The organism is Gilliamella sp. Choc4-2, from assembly GCF_001690355.1.
Classification (GTDB): Bacteria; Pseudomonadota; Gammaproteobacteria; order Enterobacterales; family Orbaceae; genus Gilliamella; species Gilliamella apicola_A.
Map to the genome: position 1 here is coordinate 97,565 of NZ_LZHG01000060.1, position 20,364 is coordinate 117,928.

Here is a 20,364-nt window from a genome sequence, read left to right on the forward strand (position 1 = left end):
ATTAGATCAATGAAATTAATGTATCACATCATGAGCAAAGATCACCTATCTTTTTATGGGGGGCTCTAATTCTTTCAATTTTGAATACTATATAACTAAATCTATGTGAATTTGAAAACTGATTTACTATATGGATTAGCTTGTTTTACAAATACTCTATTAATTTAATTGATTGCTTAACCGAAAAGTTGAATGAAGAAAAAGATCTGATTATTCATTTTATTTTTATCATTATGAATGATTATATTATTTAGGATATAACAGCCTAAACATTAAATGTTTTTATCACAGCTACTGCTAACTTAGCTTTTTTGATTCATTTGACTTTAATAATAAATTTTATAGGTACGCAAAATAAAACAGAGTTTTTTAACAACCTGTTGCGTATTTAACTACTAATACTGTAGAATGATGCTGCATTTCGAAATTCTTTGAGTATCACGCAACAATTCTTTTATGTATAACAAGTTGTTTAATTATCTTTCATTAACAACTTTATGTTCGAACGCTTTTAATAAGCAGAAAATAGACAAACATCTGAGCATTCTTTCAGATTGCTATAGTATCTAGAAATTGACACTTCATCTGCCCGTTAAGTAAGCGTTACATATTGATTTAAATCACTTAAAAACAAAGGGTACTAAAATGAAACATTCCAAGAAATTATCTTTTACATTAGTTGCATTATTATCTTTTCCCGTAGTAAATCTTTATGCTGCAGAACCATTAACAGCAAAAGAAAGTAGTAATTTGGTACCAATGAAAGAAATCTCAGTAACAGGCAATTATTTACAAGCAGAAAACGCAGCTGATGATATTTCAAGAATAGCAGATGAAGCTGGCGCTAAATATTATCATATAACAGCTATTGAAAATGCTACTACTACAGATTCCGCTGATTTAGCTGTTGTTTACGCTGATATTTATCAATCAAATGCGCCAATCACATTAAAAAAAGATGAAACAACTTATAACGGAATTGTGGCATATGAACGCAATAAAGCACTTTATTATTTACCATTTGAAATTGTTAAATTTAAAGGCAATTTCAATAATACTTCTGAAATTACTAACGAAGCAAGTAAAATAGCTGCCGAGAAAAATGCTTATGCATTTTACATTACATCCATTACTTCAGCTAATTTACAAAATCTGGCGCAAGATGTGGAGGTAGCTTTATATAAAAAAGATGCCCCTATAAGAGATTATATTGTTACTAAGGCGATTGAAGGCGAAGATGCATATGAGTTAAGTAGTGATGCATTCAAAATTATGAAACCTTATAACACAATTAGTTTCCATGGGGTATTTAATAATACTTCTGAAATAAGCTCTGCTTCACAAAAGCATGCCATTGCTAATGGGGCTCATTTTTATTATGTTAAAGAAGTTACATCAAATGCTGCAGGCACTGCTCAAACTGTATTTGTGAATTTATATAAATAATGTTATTGCAATAGTAATTTTCCACGTGTGAAATCATTTATGATCACGTGGAAATAAATAACCATACTATATCTTCTATTGATTAGTAATCCTGTTTACGCACTTGGTGCTCTATACTGAAAATTATTTATAGTATCGCTTCTTATTTTATAAAACCGGATATTTTTTCAGCTAGCTGAGTGCAATCGTGATTATGACAAGAGCTTACTATATACCACTAAACTGAATCAATTAATTATAATGTTAAAACCTAATTATGGTTTGGGAGGTACTATTACGCCCTTTCATTTCGAAAATGTTACTATTAATAGCTATAATGTTAATAATGATGAAAGTTCAAAATTAAAACAAATATTGAACTATATAACAAGGCGTTCTATTTTTTGCTAGCATGAGCACAAGAGGAATAATTCAAAAAATAATGATGGCTGGGGTACCAGGATTCGAACCTGGGCATGGCGGGATCAAAACCCGCTGCCTTACCGCTTGGCTATACCCCAATATAAAAAATAAGGCACTTGGTATGGACAATGTAAGATTTGAACTCATACAACTTTCGAAACTAAATTATGAATTAGCATATCTATCTACTAGGCGCTACCACAACAATAGCAGCTAAGCAGCGTTTAGGGCAATATGCCAAAATTTAAATCATGCCGAATCGAGTAATGTTGAATATACTAACATTGTAATGGCTGGGGTACCAGGATTCGAACCTGGGCGTGGCGGGATCAAAACCCGCTGCCTTACCGCTTGGCTATACCCCAAAAAGGATAAATACTAAGATTAAATGGTGCGGGTGGAGAGACTTGAACTCACACACCTTGCGGCGCCAGAACCTAAATCTGGTGCGTCTACCAATTTCGCCACACCCGCACTGAACACTTTCGATAAAAGTACTACTTAATCTTCATGGTGGCTACGACGGGATTCGAACCTGTGACCCCATCATTATGAGTGATGTGCTCTAACCAGCTGAGCTACGTAGCCATTTATTCGCAACGTCATAACCAACACTGCGAGGCGCATTATGCTTGTGTTACGGCAAATCGTCAACTCTTTTTTTAAGATATTTTGAAAAAAAGTGGCGACTGATTAAGTTACAATCAAATACAGTTTAATAACAATTCAATTCGTTTTTTTTGCAATTCGAGCTGAATATTTTTACCAGTGAACCCTTCAGCAATAATATTTTGGACATCCACGCTTCTAGCTATTTTATAGGCATTTTCAAGATATTGAGCTTGGGGATATGAATCGGTTTCAGAAAAAGCCTGGCTTGCAATAATCAATTGATTAAGGTGTTGTGAATTACGCCATACATCAATATTATTTAGTAAGTTAAGAATTTGACTAGCTTCTAGTCGTTGTATTTGCTCCACGTTTTTTCGATATTGTTGTACCATAATAGCAATTTTAGTATATTGGCTTGGTGTTTTAATTTTATTACATAGCGTTTTAACCAATGTGCTATTCACCATATTTCCACATAAAACAGCAAAACGAATGATTAGATTATCAGTCAATAATACTGATTTTTTTAGTGCATTAAGAAGATCATTTGTTAGCATTACAGATGGAAATAATAGTGAAAGTGCGCCGCATTGTTCGAGCACTTGAAAATAAACCTGAGGGTTTGCTGTTGATAATGCTTTCTCAGTTTCTTTCCAGACTCGTTCAGCTGTAAGGTATATAACCTCCCCTTCTGATACCATTTCTTTCATTAGATCCATTGTTTCTTGGGCTATTACAAATCCTAATTGATGATAACGAGCAGCAAAGCGTGCAACACGTAAAACACGTAATGGATCTTCACGAAAAGCAGGAGAAACATGACGTAATAATTTGTGATGAAGATCATCAACACCATGATAAGGATCAATAATGTTGCCATTTTCATCCATCGCTATAGCATTAATAGTGAGATCACGACGGATGAGATCTTGCTCTAAGGTAATATGTTTACCGAAGTCACAGGTAAACCCTGTATAACCCTTTCCTGATTTACGTTCAGTACGAGCTAATGCATATTCTTCTTTTGAAGTCGGGTGTAAAAAAATAGGAAAGTCCTTTCCCACTTGATGAAAACCTTGTGATACAAGTTCATCGGGTGTTGCTCCGACTACAACCCAATCACGATCAGCAATTGGTAATCCTAGTAAATTATCACGTACAGAACCACCAACTAGATAGGTTTTACTCATTTAATGCATCCAACGATCTTTTTTGCGTCGACGAGGCATAATATTAGGTAGAATTAGCCCTAAGAGAAAACCACCTCCTGCAACAAGACCACCATAAGTAAACCAAGTAATAATTAAATCACGCCGTTTATCGTCAACTTGATTTAATGCTGAATCCAGTTGTACTTCTTGTTCTTTGAACTTTCTTTCTAATTCATTATTTTTATTTTGTAGGTTTTCAATTAATTTTTCCGATGTTTGTAACTTTTCAACATAATCACTAATCATTTTTTGATGATAATCTTCTGCATTATCTACTTTGTCTTTATATTCTGCGATTTTTGCTTCTAAAACAGGGATTCGTTCTTTATAACTTGGATAGTCATTTAATTTGTTCGTTTCAATCCATGCGACTTTACCACTGTTAAGTTTGATACGTGTATATTTTCCATCAGGACTTTTTTCGAGCTCAGTAACTTTAGCTCCACTTTTGACCGTATATAAAATTGCATGCTGTTGGCTCGGACCACGGCGTAAATAAACATCAACCTCATCTGCCACATATTTATCTACTGCATTAGCATTTGAAGCCAACATAATAAAAGAAAATAAAGTAATAATATTCTGTTTTTTCATTATATTTCAAACAATCATCCGTAAATAATTTACATGATAACATAAAAAAATATCTTTTCGCACAATCATTTTACAATTGATGTAGGTAGAACCTGAGTTATGAAATATACTTAAATGAAATCGATTACATTTTTATGAGATATCAATCAAAAAATATTATAGTTATTAACAAGTAAATTATTGTGATCGTTACCATACATTATTTGCTCATTAAGTAATAAATCAGGTTATAGTTTAAATTATCATTAACTTTATATCCAAATTAAAAAAACAACCTATTTTCGTGAGTTGAACTGTGAAAAGCTTTTGGTTCTTATGATTTAATACATAGATGTGGAGGAATATGCAATTAACTATTTTTAAAAATAAAATCAAATAGTTATCAATAAATTAATACGATTGTTAATAATAATTTTTGGACACCAAAATATACCCAAATTATTATTGACCAATAAGCGTTATAACTATAGGTGAGCTTAAAATGTTGATAAAGAAAATTTATAATCTATAAAAAACAAGAATCTCAATTAGTATCTTATTTTTTGCCTATTACACTATTTTTATGGCATTGCCATCAAATAACTTATCAAGTTTTTCTATAAATGCTTGTTTAGGGCGATGAAAAAAGATACCTTGTTCAGGCATTCCTCGCAGAAATAGATAATAAACACCACCGAAATGAGTTTGATATTGATAATTTGTAATTCGGCTTCTTAAAAAGCGGTGTAAAGCTAAACTGTAAAATTGATATTGTAAATCATAGCGATGCTCGCACATTACTTTTTCTAACTCGTTTTTCTCATAATATGATACATTATTACCTAACCAATTTGATTTATAATCTACTATATAATATTTACCTTCAAATTCAAAAACCAAATCAATAAATCCCTTTAACATACCCTGTACTGTGCCAAAATCTAATTCAGGGCATAATTTTGATAGTTCATCATATTCTTTACATAAACTATCTAATTGCTGACTAGATATTTTTTCACGAATTGGAAAATGAAATTGTAATTCATTAATGCATTTTCCTATTAATACATTTGATAATATTAAGTTTGGTTGATGAAGTTTCGTGGTTAGTACCTTTTGTATCCATACTTTGATAGGTTCATTCCACACTGTATCCAAATTAAGTTTTTTCAACATTTGAATACATAATTCATCAACATTTTCTGATGCAAGATTTTCCATAACGCTATGCATTAATGTACCAACATAGGCTCCTTTTGGAAAATGATGAATATCATATTGCAAATTAGTTGAATTTGTAATTTCTGATTGTGGTTGATATTCGTCCCAGTCATTATTGAGTTCTGGATTATAAGCCAATGCGGTATTATTACGCTTTTGTAATTCCGTATAACTAGTTACTCTCCAACAAGTTGAAAGCTGTCGTGAAAAAACATTAGCAGATAATGATGTTTTTTTTAAAACAGGGGAAACATATTTTTCAGTTACTATTGGCAATTGAACATCTACTAAATCAGCAATATTTGCAATCGAACGTAAATCATATTTTAATAGGTGATTTATAGCTGATTGTTTTTTATTTAAAAAAGCAATTCCAATACTGCAATGATATATAGATCTAGTCATAGCAACATATAATAACCGTAAATCTTCGGCAAGGCGTTCTTCTTCTATTTGTTTTTTAATTTCATCTGTTAATAACCAAGCATATGTTAACTGATAGTCATTTTTTTTATCATGATAAAATTGACTTTCTGATGAACGATACATAGAAATAAATGGTAACCATACAATCGGAAACTCCAAACCTTTTGATTTATGAATGGTTATGATTTTTAATAAGTTTTCATCACTTTCAAGACGCTGCTCATGATTTTCTAAATTCAAATCAGGATTTACAATTTGTTTTTTTAACCAACTTATTAACGAATGAGGGTTATCTAATTCATTTTCTGCTTCTTGCAATAATTCACCCAAATGCATTAAATTAGTTAATATACGTTCACCATTTTGGCGAACTAAAATATCTTCAGCTAAATGACGTTTTTTCATCATTCGGCGCAGCATAACAAATACACCATAGTGTTGCCAAACAACTTGATACTGTTTAAACTCTTCTACTAAACTTTCCCATTTATCTTGGTCATCAGTGATTTGTTCAAGCTCAGACATCGTTTGCCCAAATAGAGAGGTCATTAATGCCAATCTTAACATTGATTCGTTTTCAGGCATTAATACTGCATGTAACAAGCAAAGAACATCTTTTGCTTCATCTGAAGAAAAAACGCTACGATGATTTGATAAGTAAACACTTTTGATACCAGAATCCGACAATTTTTGGCGTATAATCTCAGCCTCACGTCCAGTACGAACCAAAATAGCAATATCAGAAGTAGTAACAGGACGTAATTCATGTTGATTATTGATTAATATCGAAGGATCAGATAACCATTTCACAATTTGTTTAGCACAACAACCTGCCATATACTCTTGATATTCGTCATTGGTAGAAATATCATCAGGCAATAAATAAGCAGTGAATGCACTAGCCTCTTGATTATTAATTAATAAGGCTTTTCGTTCATTCTGCTTTGCTACGTTCATTGGTAAAAAAGGAATGTCTTTAAAGATAAACGGATTATCATGATTAGCAAATAACTGGTTAACAGCACTTATCATCGGTGCGGATGAACGATAGTTAACATCCATTGTAAAATAATTTTCACCAGTTGACTGCTTGGCTTTTAAATAAGTAAAAATATCAGCGCCGCGAAAACTATAAATAGCTTGTTTCGGATCACCAATAAATAGCAAGCCGCAATCAGATTGTTGACTATCATAAATACGATTGAAAATTTGGTATTGAAGAGGATCAGTATCTTGGAATTCATCAATTAAGGCTACACAATATTTTTTTGCAATACTTTGAGCTAACCGTTTTCCTGTTTTTTTGCATAAAGCACGATTAAGTTGCCAAATAAGATCATCAAAACTTATCTCTCCGTATTTGAGTTTTTCGTCATAAATTCCCTTTTGTATAACCTTCACAATATCCATTAATATTTGGCTACGCAAATCTATCGGGTGTTTACATAATGTCTCAATTTTTTCAAAAATAGTATGACAAGGGACGATTTTTCCTTTTTTTGTTTTTTCGGTTAAGACAGACTGACTAAACCTTTCCAGTTCATTGGGCAATTCAAATGTGTAGGTATCTTTATTTGCCCATTGAGATACTTTAGCCAACCAATTAGGTAAATTTCGGATACTATATGATTGTTTATTTATCCCTGACTGTGTAATTATACTAGTAATTTCTTCGATTGATGTTAACCATTCATGTTTTATCTCGTTAATCTTTGTCAATTTTTTTTGATAAAAGGTGTGTATTTTTGAAACAATATCAAAATTAATTTCATCACTGTCATGTTGTTCTAAATTTAAATATGGTGTGATATCTTTCAATAAGCTTTTTGGGTCTTGCCACGTAGCAAATATTAAATATGCCAGTGATTTATCAAGTGGCGAAAAATAGCGACGCCAAAATTCCTGCACTACACGCAATTGTAGTTGATATTCATCTGCAACAAAATTTTGTTCAAATAGAACACCAGATTCAAAAGCATGACTGGTTAAAATGCGCTGACAAAAACTATGTATAGTATAAATTGCTGCATCGTCCATTGATTGATGAGCGTCATTTAGTTTCTGCAAAGCTGATTGACGATCAACAATTAACTCAATTAATTGTTGAAAAATAGGATCTTTATGATGCCCTTGCTGTAACCCTATTTTTAATTCTTGAATATTTAGCCTAATGCGAGAACGAAGTTCTTGAGTTGCTGCTTTTGTAAAAGTTACAACAAGAATTTGGCTAACATTTAAAGGTTTTGGATAACTATTTTGACCAATACCAAGCAATAGCCTTAAATAAATAAAAGCGAGAGAATAAGTTTTACCAGTGCCTGCCGATGCTTCAATTAAGGTTCGACCTGTTAAAGGTAAATCAAAAAGGTTGAGTTTTTTTATCCTACTTGATGAAACCATTCAAGCTTCCCAGCTGCATTTGAAGACAAATCCACACAGGCAATAGCCGCAGTTGAAAACATAGATGGCAGAGCTTGCGGGCATAGCTCGCCAATTAAATATCCTACTAACGGCAAGTGAGATACTACTATTATATTTTCAAAACTTTGTGACAATAACATAATTAATAAATCAACAATATGTGATGGGCTACCACCTGGAACTAACAATTTATTCGTTTCAATTTTTGAAACACTCACCTTTGATGATAACACCGATAGTGTTTGTTGTGCACGTAAATAGGGACTTACTAAGCCTAAATCAAATTGAAAATTTTGCTGCTTAAGCCATAGTCCAACTTGATTTGACTGTTTAATGCCATAAGTAGTCAGCGCTCGCTCGGAATCAGTGGAAGCAGAAAACCCTGCTTCGCCATGCCTCATAATGCAAACTTTCATTAATTTTCAATTAACGTAATTTTAATTGAAAAATCATACATTCAGCACCACAACAAAATGTAAATTTAGCAGCTAATTTAAAACCACTTTCTATTTTTTCGATGCTACTGGTGATTTCACACGGTTCGGTTTCTACATCTTTTGCAGATTGTGTTAATAATATTAATTTATTTTTAGCTTCTGACTCTGTTGCAAAAACGTGCTCATATTCAGCACTACAATTTTCATTATCAATAATAGTACCTACATCCACACAACAACAAGCAGGAGTTTCATTTGCTTTACATTTGCTTTGAGAATCTGACATGTTACACCTCTATTTACGTTTTTATTGTTAGTAGTATACTCTCAATCATAAATAAGGGCAAAATTCTGATAATAATTACTTTCGATTAATCACATATTAATTTTCTACTATACAGGTAGTTGAATATTCTTTTTTACAATTAACGTAATGATTAATTACTTTTTAAAATTAGATCTTTGTGGCATATCATATAAGACGTAAAAATTATATTTTTATTAATATTTCTTCTATAATAATAAAATAGCCATATTCATAAAATGGCAATTTTAGTCTCAACGACGTTTTTATGAAAAACTTAGATGCGACTATGATCACCACAGCCGTACTTAGTATGACAAAATCTTTTTTATCAATATACAAAACTTTTCAATTAACTATAATAGGTTCGGTTGCCAACAATCAATTAGTACAATACATACTATATATTTTTATTGTTTAAGATATAAACAAACACATATCATTTATATGAATCTTTTTATTCGGCTGATGTTATATCTATCCAATTTGCTAGATTAAATACTGTAGAGTTTTCAACAATCGACAAAATTAAAATTAATTTGAAAATTAATGGATAAAATTTACATTATGATCACTCAGTGCAATTCCCCCCTAACTGTATCAAGTTGCCGTGGTAATGAAGCAAACCAAATCGACCTAAACAGTCAAGCACTGTCGACTCACAGTTTTGGCATGAAAGGAATGAAATCACCCGTAACATGGGGCGATTTGGTGAACTCAATTGTCATCAACAATTTTATAGCCGTGTTCGATTGCTTAATCAAAAAGTCAAGATCAAAGGCGACCAAAACAAACCGTTTGAATGTCATGATCAATATAATGTTGCCGATAAGCTTGGCAAAATGAGCGACAACTACAGAGGGCTGAAAATTTTAACCCACGATTAAAAAAGCCCGACTAAGTAGCATCAGCCACCAACCGTATAACCATGGACAATTACCGGTTGAGCTGAGCTATAAAGGCTAGCATGAACACTTTTATTTTGATAGGGCAGATAACTTACAGGGTATTGAATTACCACTTGATGAGTTAAAACATGCATCACATGCCCCAAAATTACCGCAACCCCATATAAACTCTAGATAGTAGTTAATAAAATTAAAATTTAGGTGCTGGTGGGCGAATACGCTTTTTGGTAAAACCATTATCAGATATTTCTGATTTATTGGCTCTACGATTTCGTTTTCCACTGGAAGTGCCACCAACTAAACTCATCTTCATTGGCTTATTAAGTATACGTACTTTTTCAAAGTGCTTTAAGATGTCTTTTGGCATTCCTTTTGGTAACTCAACCGTTGAATAAGTGTCATATAGTTTAATATTACCAATATAACGGCTGCTAATATCTGCTTCGTTAGCAATTGCACCAACAATATGACGGACTTCGACTCCATTTTCTTTACCAATTTCGATACGATACATATCCATATCTCCTACATCGCGGCGTTCGCGACGTTTTGGTAATTCTCGATTATCACCACGTAAACGATGCTCACCACTGCGGCTATCTCGATCACGTATTTCATGAGAAGATTTAAACACTGGGTCAGGAGGAAGAATTAATGGTCGTTCGCTTTGTGCTAATTTTAATAAAGCAGTTGCAATTGTTTCCAAATCTGCACAGCTATCAGCTTGTATTTGCGCTAACAATTTCTGGTATTGATTTAAATCATTACTTTGAAGTTGCTTTTGCACTTGCTCAACAAATTTGGTTAAACGGCGTTTTTCTAGCAACTCTTTAGAAGGTAATCCCACTTCTGGAATTGTTTTTTTAATTGTTCGTTCAATATTTTTAAGTAAACGGCGCTCACGGCTATCAACAAATAAAATAGCTCGTCCTGCACGACCAGCTCGTCCTGTTCGTCCGATACGGTGTACATAAGATTCAGAATCTAAAGTAATATCGTAATTGATAACCAAACTAATACGTTCAACATCTAAGCCTCGAGCTGCAACATCAGTCGCAATTAAAATATCTAAACGACCACTACGAAGACGATCTAGTGTTTGTTCACGTAATTGTTGTGTCATATCACCATTTAATGCTGCACAACTGTAACCATGTTTCTCAAGAACTTCAGCCACTTCTAACGTTGCTGATTTTGTACGAACAAAAATAATCGCTGCATCAAAATCTTCCGCTTCTAAGAAACGAATAATAGCTTCATTTTTACGCACTCCTCGAACTAACCAGTAGCTTTGTTCGATATCAGGTGCTGTTTGATTCGTTCCCTTGATTTGTACTTCTTTAGGGTTATGCATAAATCGTTTAGTAATACGACGAATTGGAGCTGGCATAGTCGCAGAAAATAGCGCAGTTTGATGATCTTCGGGAATCGTAGCCATAATACTTTCAACATCATCAATAAAGCCCATTCTTAACATTTCATCAGCTTCATCGAGTACTAATCCTTTAAGACTAGTAAGATCCAAAGTTTTACGATTTAAATGATCAAGTAAACGGCCTGGTGTCCCCACCACAATTTGTGGACCTTGTTTCAAAGCTCGTAATTGTACGTCGTAGCGCTGCCCACCATACAGAGCAAGCACTTTTACACCTTTCATGTATTTTGAATATTCCGAACAGGCATCTGCTACTTGAATAGCTAGTTCACGTGTTGGTGCTAACACTAAAAGCTGTGGTACTTTTAGATTTGGATCTATATTCATTAAGAAAGGAATCGAAAAAGCAGCTGTTTTACCACTTCCTGTTTGAGCCATTCCCAATACATCGTGACCCTCTAATAATAAAGGAATACACTCAGATTGGATTGGTGATGGTTTGGTAAAACCAAGATCATTTAATGCATTAAGGATATCCTTGGATAATCCAAGGTCAATAAAAGAAACTTCTTTTGTCATGTAAACTCGCTTATAAAAACTAGATATATATATACTTGCTTTCTTAAAGTACTGCCTTACTACTATTTATCAATAGCTCGAATAATTGTGATTAGCTTTAACCAATCTAATAACAAATATTATTTCGTAATTTTCTAACGAAAGAAAGTATACATGAATATAATGCCAGCTCACTAAATTGAAAATTTACAACTCACTACTATAACTAACTACGAATATTGATTAAATTAGTAAAAGTTGTGAATGTTACATGGACAAATATAAAACCTGTTCCATACTCTGATCTAAATTTGGATAAAGCCGACTAATAATATCAACAAATCTTATTAAGATACTATTAATGGCAAATCAGAACTAATTTATAACAATATTTTCACTTTTAAAACTGGCATGACCCTTGTTACTTTTCTTCAAGTAACTTTACTTCATAGAGTGCCTGTTGATGTTCAACAAAGTTATAAATATTATTCGTTAAAGCATATTTAAATAACATTTTGGCACGCTCTTTATCACCTTTACTCTGGTAATACTTACCTAAGTAAAAGTATACTTCACAAAGACGCTCGGCTAATTGCCGATTATTTTCAACGCCCCGTTGAATATTTTGCATTAATTTAGATTCGGAAATTTTGCCTAAATAAAATGCAATAATGTTACTACTATAAATCGTTTTGTCATTTATCAGATTATAACGGTTTTGTAGCATATTTAAGGCTTTTTTATCATCAATCTCTTTTTCAATTAGATAAAGCCATAAAATTCTGATCGGCTCATTTATATCATATTGATAAAATTTAATTGCATCATAATCTGCTGCTTGATAATGTCCTGTACGATACAATGTAATTGCTCGATTCAAATAAGCATAAGCATAAGTAGGGTCTAATTCTAACGTTGTATTAAATGATATTAAAGCAACTTCAAAATCCCCTTCTCTTAATGCGTAAGTTCCTAGAAAATTATATACATCTGGAATTTCTGGGTTAAAACTAAGTAGATGAGAAAAATCACTTTGTGCAAACGCTTTAAAACCTAAGGAGTCATAAATAATTCCTCTCTCAAAAATAAGTTGCATCCTTGTGGTTGTATTAATATTTCTTCGAGATAACTGCTGGCTTATCTGAGCAACTCTTAATTCATTATCATAAGAAACTTGCTCAGGAATAGCTAGTATAGGTAGAGAATTAGTGCAACCTGACAAAAGTATAACAGCAAGTAGACAGCATACAATCCTCAGGTTAAACAATCTCATATTTAACTCCTAGTGAGTAATATTTTATTCTACAGAGTGCACAGCTTCCGGTAGTGTTTCTATTGCATCCTTCATACTTAATCGGATTCGTCCTTGTCTATCAATTTCCAATACTTTGACATTCACTTCTTGTCCTACCTTTAAATAATCACCGACTTTCTCAACTCGGTGATCTGCAATCTGAGAAACATGAACAAGACCTTCTTTACCACCAATAACTGATACAAATGCCCCAAAATCAACGATTCTGGTTACTTTTCCGGTATAAATTTTTCCAATTTCAACATCTGCGACTAAATTAGTGATACGATCCATTGCATCTTTAGCTTTATTGCCATCTGATGCTGCAATTTTAACAGTACCATCATCAGTGATTTCAATTGTGGTACCTGTTTCTTCGGTTAATGCTCGGATTGTTGCACCACCTTTACCAATAATATCACGAATTTTTTCTGGATTAATATTCATTGTGTAAATGCGTGGAGCAAATTCTGAAATCTCTTGGCGAGGTTTATTAATCGCCTGATCCATTACATCTAAAATATGTAAACGAGCACCTTTCGCTTGATTAAGTGCTACTTGCATAATTTCTTTAGTGATACCTTCAATTTTTATATCCATTTGCAATGCGCTTACACCTTCACGTGTACCTGCTACTTTAAAATCCATATCTCCAAGATGATCTTCATCACCTAAAATATCAGACAATACGACAAACTTATCGCCTTCCTTCACTAAACCCATTGCAATTCCTGCAACTGATGATTTAATTGGCACACCGGCAACCATAAGTGCAAGTGAAGCACCACAAACAGAAGCCATTGAAGATGAACCATTTGATTCCGTAATTTCAGAAACAACACGCACAGTATATGGAAAATCTTCTTTGCTTGGCATTACAGCTGCAACACCTCGTTTAGCCAAGCGTCCATGACCAATTTCTCGACGTTTTGGTGACCCAACCATACCTGTTTCACCTACAGAATATGGAGGAAAGTTATAATGCAGTAAGAAACGTTCTGTATATTCGCCGGTTAGTTCATCAATAATTTGTGCATCACGCTCTGTACCTAATGTGGCAGAAACTAATGCTTGGGTTTCACCACGAGTAAATAATGCGCTACCATGTGCTCTTGGTAATAAATTTGTACGTATATCTAACGCACGAATCATATCTTTTTCTCGCCCATCGATACGTGGTTCCCCAGCAATAACACGCTTACGAACAATTTGACTTTCCAACTCAACAATAATATTAATCACTTCGTTTTCATCGAGTTCGTCATTTTGTTCTTTTAGTGTAGCTAAAACTTCTTCTTTAATTAAATCAATTTTTGCATAACGTGCTTGTTTTTCAGTAATACGATAAGCTTCACCAAGGCGATCTTTAGCTAGTTCTGAAATAGCATTATATAGCGCTTCATTCTTAGCTGGTGGCACCCAATCCCACTTTTCACGATTTGCTTTAGCTACAAATTCATTAATATTGTCTATAACAACTTGTTGTTGTTCATGCCCTAAAACTACTGCAGCTAACATTTGCTCTTCTGACAATAAATCAGCTTCTGATTCCACCATTAATACAGCACTTTTAGTACCAGCAACAACCAAATCTAAACGGCTATTTTCAAGCTCCTTCACTGATGGATTTAGCACAAACTCATTATTAATCAATCCAACTCTTGCTGCCCCAATAGGGCCATGGAATGGGACTCCAGACAAACAAAGCGCAGCAGAAGCACCAATCATTGCAACTAAATCAGGACTAACATCTGGATTTACCGAAACAACTGTTGCAATAATTTGGATTTCATTAACAAATCCTTCAGGGAATAATGGGCGAAGGGGACGGTCAATTAAACGTGCAATTAGCGTTTCACCTTCACTCGGGCGACCTTCGCGTTTAAAAAAACCACCAGGAATTCGCCCAGCTGCATAAGTACGTTCTTGATAATTAACTGTTAAAGGGAAAAAGTCTTGGCCTTCCTTCACCTTTTTTTGAGCAACAACAGTTACAAATACTGCGGTATCATCCATATTTACCATGACTGCCGCCGATGCTTGACGAGCTAAAATCCCTGTTTCTAAAGTAACTGTATGACGCCCATATTGAAATTTTTGATATGTTGGATTAAACAAAATAATGCCCTCTTGTAATTTAATATGTTGAAGTTTTTAATTCGAAAGGAAGTAACAATAATTCAATTTATTGATACTCACTTCAACAGTGTGGGGAATAACCAACAAAAAGACTATTTCACTGTCACGACTAATGACAAATCTATAAATTATAGAGTTCTCATTAGTCGCGCGAAACATGAGATATAATCTTTTATTTGTTGTGTTACATAAAAGTATTAATTTTTTGAGGCTTATTGCTAGATCAAAGCCTCAATATTTTTCAAGAAAAAGAGGCCTAAGCCTCTTTTCAAGTAGATTATAATTAGCGACGTAATCCTAATTTTTGAATTAATTGATTATAACGATCAATATCTTTACGACGTAAGTAATCTAATAATTTACGGCGACTAGATACCATGCGTAATAAACCACGACGGCTGTGGTGATCTTTCTTATGTTCAGAAAAATGACCTTGCAAGTCATTAATACGTGCAGTCAAAAGAGCAACTTGAACTTCAGTTGAACCAGTGTCATTAGTACCACGACCAAATTCAGCCACGATTTTCGCTTTAGTTTCTACAGTTAGAGACATAATAAACCTCTTAAAAATTAATATAAAATATGGGATGTCCAATCTCTAATTCAGACATACCTCGGTATTCATATAATAAATATATAAACCGTCCGCAATTATACTCAAATTTAATAAAATAGCAATGTGATTCCGCTAAGCACCGAGGATTTACTTAAGTTCAAAACCATATTCTTCTTGAATAAGTTTTTTAAGTGCTTCTATATAATTTTGTGCTGAAATACTCAATTGTGCTTTTTGTGAAGTAATCCAACCAATTAATATTTTTTCTTCTACATCAAGAGGAATCGATAAAATGTCTGAGCCATTCAAATCGGTACTTAGCACACCAGTACTAATTGTATAACCATTGAGTCCATGCAATAAGTTAAATAATGTTGCTCTATCGCTAACATGTATACTTTTTTTATGATAAACCGTACTTAAAATCTCTTCTGAAAAATAAAAAGAATTATACTCTCCTTGTTCAAAAGATAGATAAGGATAATCTTCAAGATCATTTAAGGTTAATGACTTCATTGCTACTAAAGGGTGATTAGTACTAATAAATACATGGGGAGCAACCTCAAAAAGAGGGTTGAATGTTAGTCGATGCTCTTTAAGTAAACGTGAGATTACTTTTTGATTAAAATCAGTCAGATATAAAATTCCAACCTCACTGCGCAAATTTGCTACATCAGTAATAATATCATAAGTCCTTGTTTCTCTCAGCGTGAATTCATATTCATCAGTATGATTTTTTTTAATAAGGTTAACAAATGCATTAACGGCAAAGGCATAATGCTGTGTTGATATGCTGCATAATTGTTTAGAAGGCTCTTTTTTAGAATAGTGTTGTTCTAATAGTTCGGCTTGATCTAAAACTTGCTTAGCATAACCTAAAAACTCAACACCATCAGTGGAAAGAGAAACACCTTTAGATGTGCGCACAAATATTTCAATACCAAATTCATTCTCTAGCTCTTTCACTGCTGTTGATAAACTCGGTTGCGTAATGTATAAATTTTTGGCTGCTTCATTAATCGAGCCTGAACGGGCGATTTCCAAAATATAACGTAATTGTTGAAGTTTCATAATGTCAGTTAATTGTGTAACATAAACTATTTTAGTTAACACAAATATATACTAAATAGTATTTAATTGAAGTAAATAATTGTTGTCATTTTTATACTCAATCGAATCTTTTCCTGAAAGTTTTTAACAATAATTTACTTGCTATTAAGCCCAGAAAAATGGCTGAAGAAGCTACGGACTTAATTATAAAATTATTTTAGCTATATTGGTCAAAACACAATTAATATTGAAATATAGCAAAATACTCATTATTTAACTGGTAATACACTAAAAGAAGTTTTCATAAATCAATTTGATACTCATAAGCGTTGAAACAGTAATTAGCATTGGTCTGATTAGTTTACGACCTTTAGTAATGACCATCTTAGCGCCAATCCTTGCGCCTATAAATTGACCAACTAGCATCACAAGACCAATTGACCATATCACTTCGCCCCCAACAATAAAAAACAGCAAACCAGCTAAATTTGAGGTGAAGTTTAATACTTTGGTATGAGCCGTTGCTTTGGTTAAATTAAATCCTAACAATGTAATATAGGCTAAAGCATAAAATGAACCCGCACCAGGACCAAAAAAACCATCATAAAATCCAATGCTAAAAGCGGGAATTAAAGCAAATTGGATGAGTGAAAGCCGGTTTTTACAGTCGTTTTCCCCTATGTTTTGGGAAAGTAAAAAATACATCCCGACACCAATGGTTAAGATAGGTAATAATAGTTTTAAAAAGTCAGCTTTGATATGCATCACTAATAATGAACCAACTGCTGAGCCAATAAAAGCAAAAGTAATTGCCCATTTTTGCTGTATTATATCCACCATACGCTGATGAATAAAATATAAGCTAGCAGAAAATGATCCACCACAACTTTGTAATTTATTTGTGGCCAATGCACTTGTGGGCGGCAGACCAACTGCAAGTAAAGCCGGCACGGTTAATAAGCCACCTCCCCCCGCAATTGAATCAATGAAACCAGCTAAAGTTGCAATTATGAACAGTAAAATAAACAATTCATAATTCATAACGAATTTACATCATTACATTGTGCACGATAGCGAAGATAATGGTCCATAAGTACAATAGCTACCATAGCTTCGGCTATTGGTACAGCTCGAATTCCTACACAAGGATCATGTCGACCACGAGTACTAACTTCCACTGATTCATTATAAATATTGATTGATTGACCTACTAGACCAATACTTGGTGTCGGTTTTAAAGCGATATTAGCCAAAATAGTTTGGCCCGTACTAATTCCCCCCAAAATGCCACCGGCATGATTAGAAAGAAAGCCTTGTGGCGTAATCTCATCACGATTTTCGCTACCACGCTTATTAACAACAGCAAAACCATCTCCAATTTCAACACCTTTTACTGCATTTATGCTCATTAACGCATGTGCAAGATCTGCATCAAGTTTGTCAAATACTGGTTCACCTAATCCAATAGGAACATTTTCAGCAACAATACAAACTTTAGCCCCAATCGAGTCGCCTTCTTTCTTTAAATTTCTGAGTAACTCTTCAAGTAATTCTAATTTACTTTCATCTGCACAAAAAAATGGATTATGCTCAACCTGTTGCCAATCGCTTAACTCACATTCAATATCACCCATTTGAGCTAAATAACCTCGAATTTCGATACCAAGCTTTTCACGCAAATATTTTTTAGCTATTGCGCCAGCAGCAACACGCATCGCCGTTTCACGAGCAGAAGATCTTCCACCACCTCGATAATCACGTATTCCATATTTTTTTTGATAAGTAAAATCAGCATGACTTGGTCTAAAAATATCTTTAATTTGGCTATAGTCTTGTGAACGCTGATCCATGTTTTCAATTATTAAACCAATACTCGTACCTGTTGTTATTCCATCAAAAACACCCGATAAAATTTTCACTTGGTCTGCTTCGCGGCGTTGGGTGGTATAACGTGATGAGCCAGGTCGACGACGATCGAGATCCCTTTGCATATCGGATTCCGTCAAACTTAGTCCAGGAGGTACACCATCAACAATACATCCTAAAGCAATCCCGTGTGACTCACCAAAAGTAGTCACTTTAAATAACTTTCCAATTGAGTTTCCAGCCATAATAATTTTATTCCAATTATTGAAAACAGCTTATTTAAAATAGTCATGATATTGGATGAGATTTTCAAGTGTAATTGAAAAAACACCATGCCCACCATGTTCAAAATCAATCCAATTAAAAGGAACGTTAGGGTATTGTTTTTGCAAACTTATCCAACTATTACCCACCTCACAAACTAATACTCCATTTGGAGCTAAATAATTTACTGCATCGTTTAAAATTCGTTTAACTAAATCCAATCCATCAAATCCAGCTTCTAGAGCTAATTTTGGCTCATACAAAAATTCTACAGGTAGATCACTCATGTCTTCATCATCAACATAAGGAGGATTTGAAACAATAAGGTCGTATTTTTTTGGTGGAATATCATTAAATAGATCGGACTGGATTGGTATTACTTGAAAATCCATTTCATGTAATTCGATATTTGTCTGAGCAACATCTAATGCTTCTAATGAGATATCTGTTATATCAACTTGAGCTTTGGGAAAAGCGAAAGCGCAAGCAATGCCAATACATCCACTACCTGTACATAAATCTAAAATATTTACAGGATCACTAGATAATAGTGTGCGAAATTGATTGTTAATTAATTCTCCAATTGGAGAACGGGGTATTAAAACTCGTTCATCAACATAAAAACAATGCCCACAAAACCAAGCTTGATTAATTAAATATGGAGTTGGCACCCGATCTTTAATTCGTTTTTGAATAATATCGAATAGCTGCTGCTTTTCGTTATTAGTTAAGTTTGCATTATAAAATTCTGGTGGAATAAATAACGATAGACCAAGGCTACCTAAAATAAGCTGTTTTGACTCATCAATAGGATTATCGGTACCATGCCCAAGATAAATTTCCGATTGACTAAATTGTGAAGTTGTCCAGCGTATAAAATCCTGAACAGTACATAAATTTTCCATTAGTGCTCCCAATAATCGAGGAGAAAGGAATAACTTGTCATTTCAGGTAGCTTACATATACAAGATGTATATTGCCAAAATAATATTAAAAGCTATATCTGATATTCACAGTGAACAAGATGATCCTATCATCCTTCAATGACTTAATTTTAATGGCGGTGAGGAAGGGATTCGAACCCTTGATACGTTGCCGTATACACACTTTCCAGGCGTGCTCCTTCAGCCACTCGGACACCTCACCTATTCTTTAATAGAAGACTGCATACTATAATGATCATAAGATAATTAATCAAGTATTTTAATTGGTACAAACAATAATACCAAAAGCCGCAATAATACCTAATATAACCACTACTGAAATTAATGCATATTTTAGATCTATATTCATATCTGTAT

General features: G+C 33.6%; 17 protein-coding genes and 5 tRNA genes. 2 read left to right on the plus strand and 20 right to left on the minus strand.

Going from position 1 to position 20,364, the window contains the following annotated elements:
* The first annotated feature begins 645 nt into the window (after nt 1–645).
* On the plus strand, nt 646–1,446 hold the full coding sequence (locus A9G34_RS08095; RefSeq protein ID WP_065569409.1) for a YdgH/BhsA/McbA-like domain containing protein: 801 nt from the start codon (nt 646–648) through the stop codon (nt 1,444–1,446).
* Between the two features lie 425 nt (nt 1,447–1,871).
* Here A9G34_RS08095 and A9G34_RS08100 read toward each other — a convergent pair.
* The 9 genes from A9G34_RS08100 to A9G34_RS08140 all read right to left on the minus strand — a co-directional run bounded on the left by A9G34_RS08100 (nt 1,872) and on the right by A9G34_RS08140 (nt 9,035).
* Nucleotides 1,872–1,946 (minus strand) — tRNA-Gln (locus A9G34_RS08100).
* A gap of 192 nt (nt 1,947–2,138) precedes the next feature.
* Nucleotides 2,139–2,213 (minus strand) — tRNA-Gln (locus A9G34_RS08105).
* A 24-nt stretch (nt 2,214–2,237) separates the two neighbouring features.
* Nucleotides 2,238–2,322 (minus strand) — tRNA-Leu (locus A9G34_RS08110).
* 37 nt (nt 2,323–2,359) lie between these two features.
* Nucleotides 2,360–2,436 (minus strand) — tRNA-Met (locus A9G34_RS08115).
* Between the two features lie 116 nt (nt 2,437–2,552).
* On the minus strand, nt 2,553–3,650 hold the full coding sequence (locus A9G34_RS08120) for a CCA tRNA nucleotidyltransferase (RefSeq protein WP_034943828.1): 1,098 nt from the start codon (nt 3,648–3,650) through the stop codon (nt 2,553–2,555).
* On the minus strand, nt 3,651–4,265 hold the full coding sequence (locus A9G34_RS08125; RefSeq protein WP_051825037.1) for a TIGR04211 family SH3 domain-containing protein: 615 nt from the start codon (nt 4,263–4,265) through the stop codon (nt 3,651–3,653). It lies immediately after the preceding gene.
* A gap of 549 nt (nt 4,266–4,814) precedes the next feature.
* Entirely contained in the window at nt 4,815–8,291 is a 3,477-nt protein-coding gene (gene recB, locus A9G34_RS08130) for an exodeoxyribonuclease V subunit beta (protein ID WP_065569410.1), read from the minus strand.
* Entirely contained in the window at nt 8,270–8,713 is a 444-nt protein-coding gene (gene sixA / locus A9G34_RS08135) for a phosphohistidine phosphatase SixA (protein WP_218055706.1), read from the minus strand. Before sixA ends, recB begins: the two co-directional genes overlap by 22 nt.
* Nucleotides 8,714–8,738: 25 nt before the next feature.
* Complete coding sequence (locus tag A9G34_RS08140) at nt 8,739–9,035, minus strand: YfcZ/YiiS family protein (RefSeq protein ID WP_065569411.1); 297 nt, start codon at nt 9,033–9,035, stop codon at nt 8,739–8,741.
* A gap of 716 nt (nt 9,036–9,751) precedes the next feature.
* On the opposite strand from A9G34_RS08140, the gene A9G34_RS08145 reads away from it, so the two are divergent.
* Nucleotides 9,752–9,940: a hypothetical protein gene (locus A9G34_RS08145; protein ID WP_065569412.1), complete on the plus strand. Its 189-nt coding sequence runs from the start codon at nt 9,752–9,754 to the stop codon at nt 9,938–9,940.
* A 20-nt stretch (nt 9,941–9,960) separates the two neighbouring features.
* Here the strand turns inward: A9G34_RS08145 and A9G34_RS11000 are convergent, their stop codons facing one another.
* The 11 genes from A9G34_RS11000 to cydH form a co-directional block, all read right to left on the minus strand.
* Nucleotides 9,961–10,095, minus strand: coding sequence for a hypothetical protein (locus A9G34_RS11000; protein WP_255305680.1), 135 nt, complete (start codon nt 10,093–10,095; stop codon nt 9,961–9,963).
* 56 nt (nt 10,096–10,151) lie between these two features.
* Nucleotides 10,152–11,915 carry a DEAD/DEAH family ATP-dependent RNA helicase gene (locus A9G34_RS08150; RefSeq protein ID WP_080715850.1) on the minus strand — a complete coding sequence of 588 codons (1,764 nt, stop codon included), beginning with the start codon at nt 11,913–11,915 and terminating at the stop codon, nt 10,152–10,154.
* Between the two features lie 400 nt (nt 11,916–12,315).
* Nucleotides 12,316–13,167 (minus strand): lipoprotein NlpI, encoded by an 852-nt coding sequence (gene nlpI / locus A9G34_RS08155; protein ID WP_034943844.1) that lies wholly within the window; start codon nt 13,165–13,167, stop codon nt 12,316–12,318.
* A gap of 24 nt (nt 13,168–13,191) precedes the next feature.
* On the minus strand, nt 13,192–15,306 hold the full coding sequence (gene pnp / locus A9G34_RS08160; RefSeq protein ID WP_034943847.1) for a polyribonucleotide nucleotidyltransferase: 2,115 nt from the start codon (nt 15,304–15,306) through the stop codon (nt 13,192–13,194).
* A gap of 304 nt (nt 15,307–15,610) precedes the next feature.
* A complete protein-coding gene (gene rpsO / locus A9G34_RS08165) occupies nt 15,611–15,880 on the minus strand; it encodes a 30S ribosomal protein S15 (protein ID WP_034943850.1) in 270 nt (89 codons plus the stop codon).
* Between the two features lie 150 nt (nt 15,881–16,030).
* On the minus strand, nt 16,031–16,954 hold the full coding sequence (locus A9G34_RS08170; RefSeq protein WP_034944753.1) for a LysR family transcriptional regulator: 924 nt from the start codon (nt 16,952–16,954) through the stop codon (nt 16,031–16,033).
* Between the two features lie 267 nt (nt 16,955–17,221).
* Complete coding sequence (locus A9G34_RS08175; RefSeq protein ID WP_065569413.1) at nt 17,222–17,974, minus strand: TSUP family transporter; 753 nt, start codon at nt 17,972–17,974, stop codon at nt 17,222–17,224.
* Nucleotides 17,971–19,044: a chorismate synthase gene (gene aroC, locus A9G34_RS08180; RefSeq protein ID WP_034943855.1), complete on the minus strand. Its 1,074-nt coding sequence runs from the start codon at nt 19,042–19,044 to the stop codon at nt 17,971–17,973. Before aroC ends, A9G34_RS08175 begins: the two co-directional genes overlap by 4 nt.
* A gap of 30 nt (nt 19,045–19,074) precedes the next feature.
* A complete protein-coding gene (gene prmB / locus A9G34_RS08185; RefSeq protein WP_051825038.1) occupies nt 19,075–19,968 on the minus strand; it encodes a 50S ribosomal protein L3 N(5)-glutamine methyltransferase in 894 nt (297 codons plus the stop codon).
* A 153-nt stretch (nt 19,969–20,121) separates the two neighbouring features.
* Nucleotides 20,122–20,209: transfer RNA gene (locus A9G34_RS08190), tRNA-Ser, on the minus strand.
* A gap of 57 nt (nt 20,210–20,266) precedes the next feature.
* Nucleotides 20,267–20,356, minus strand: coding sequence for a cytochrome bd-I oxidase subunit CydH (cydH, locus tag A9G34_RS10615; protein ID WP_162174515.1), 90 nt, complete (start codon nt 20,354–20,356; stop codon nt 20,267–20,269).
* Nucleotides 20,357–20,364: the final 8 nt, after the last annotated feature.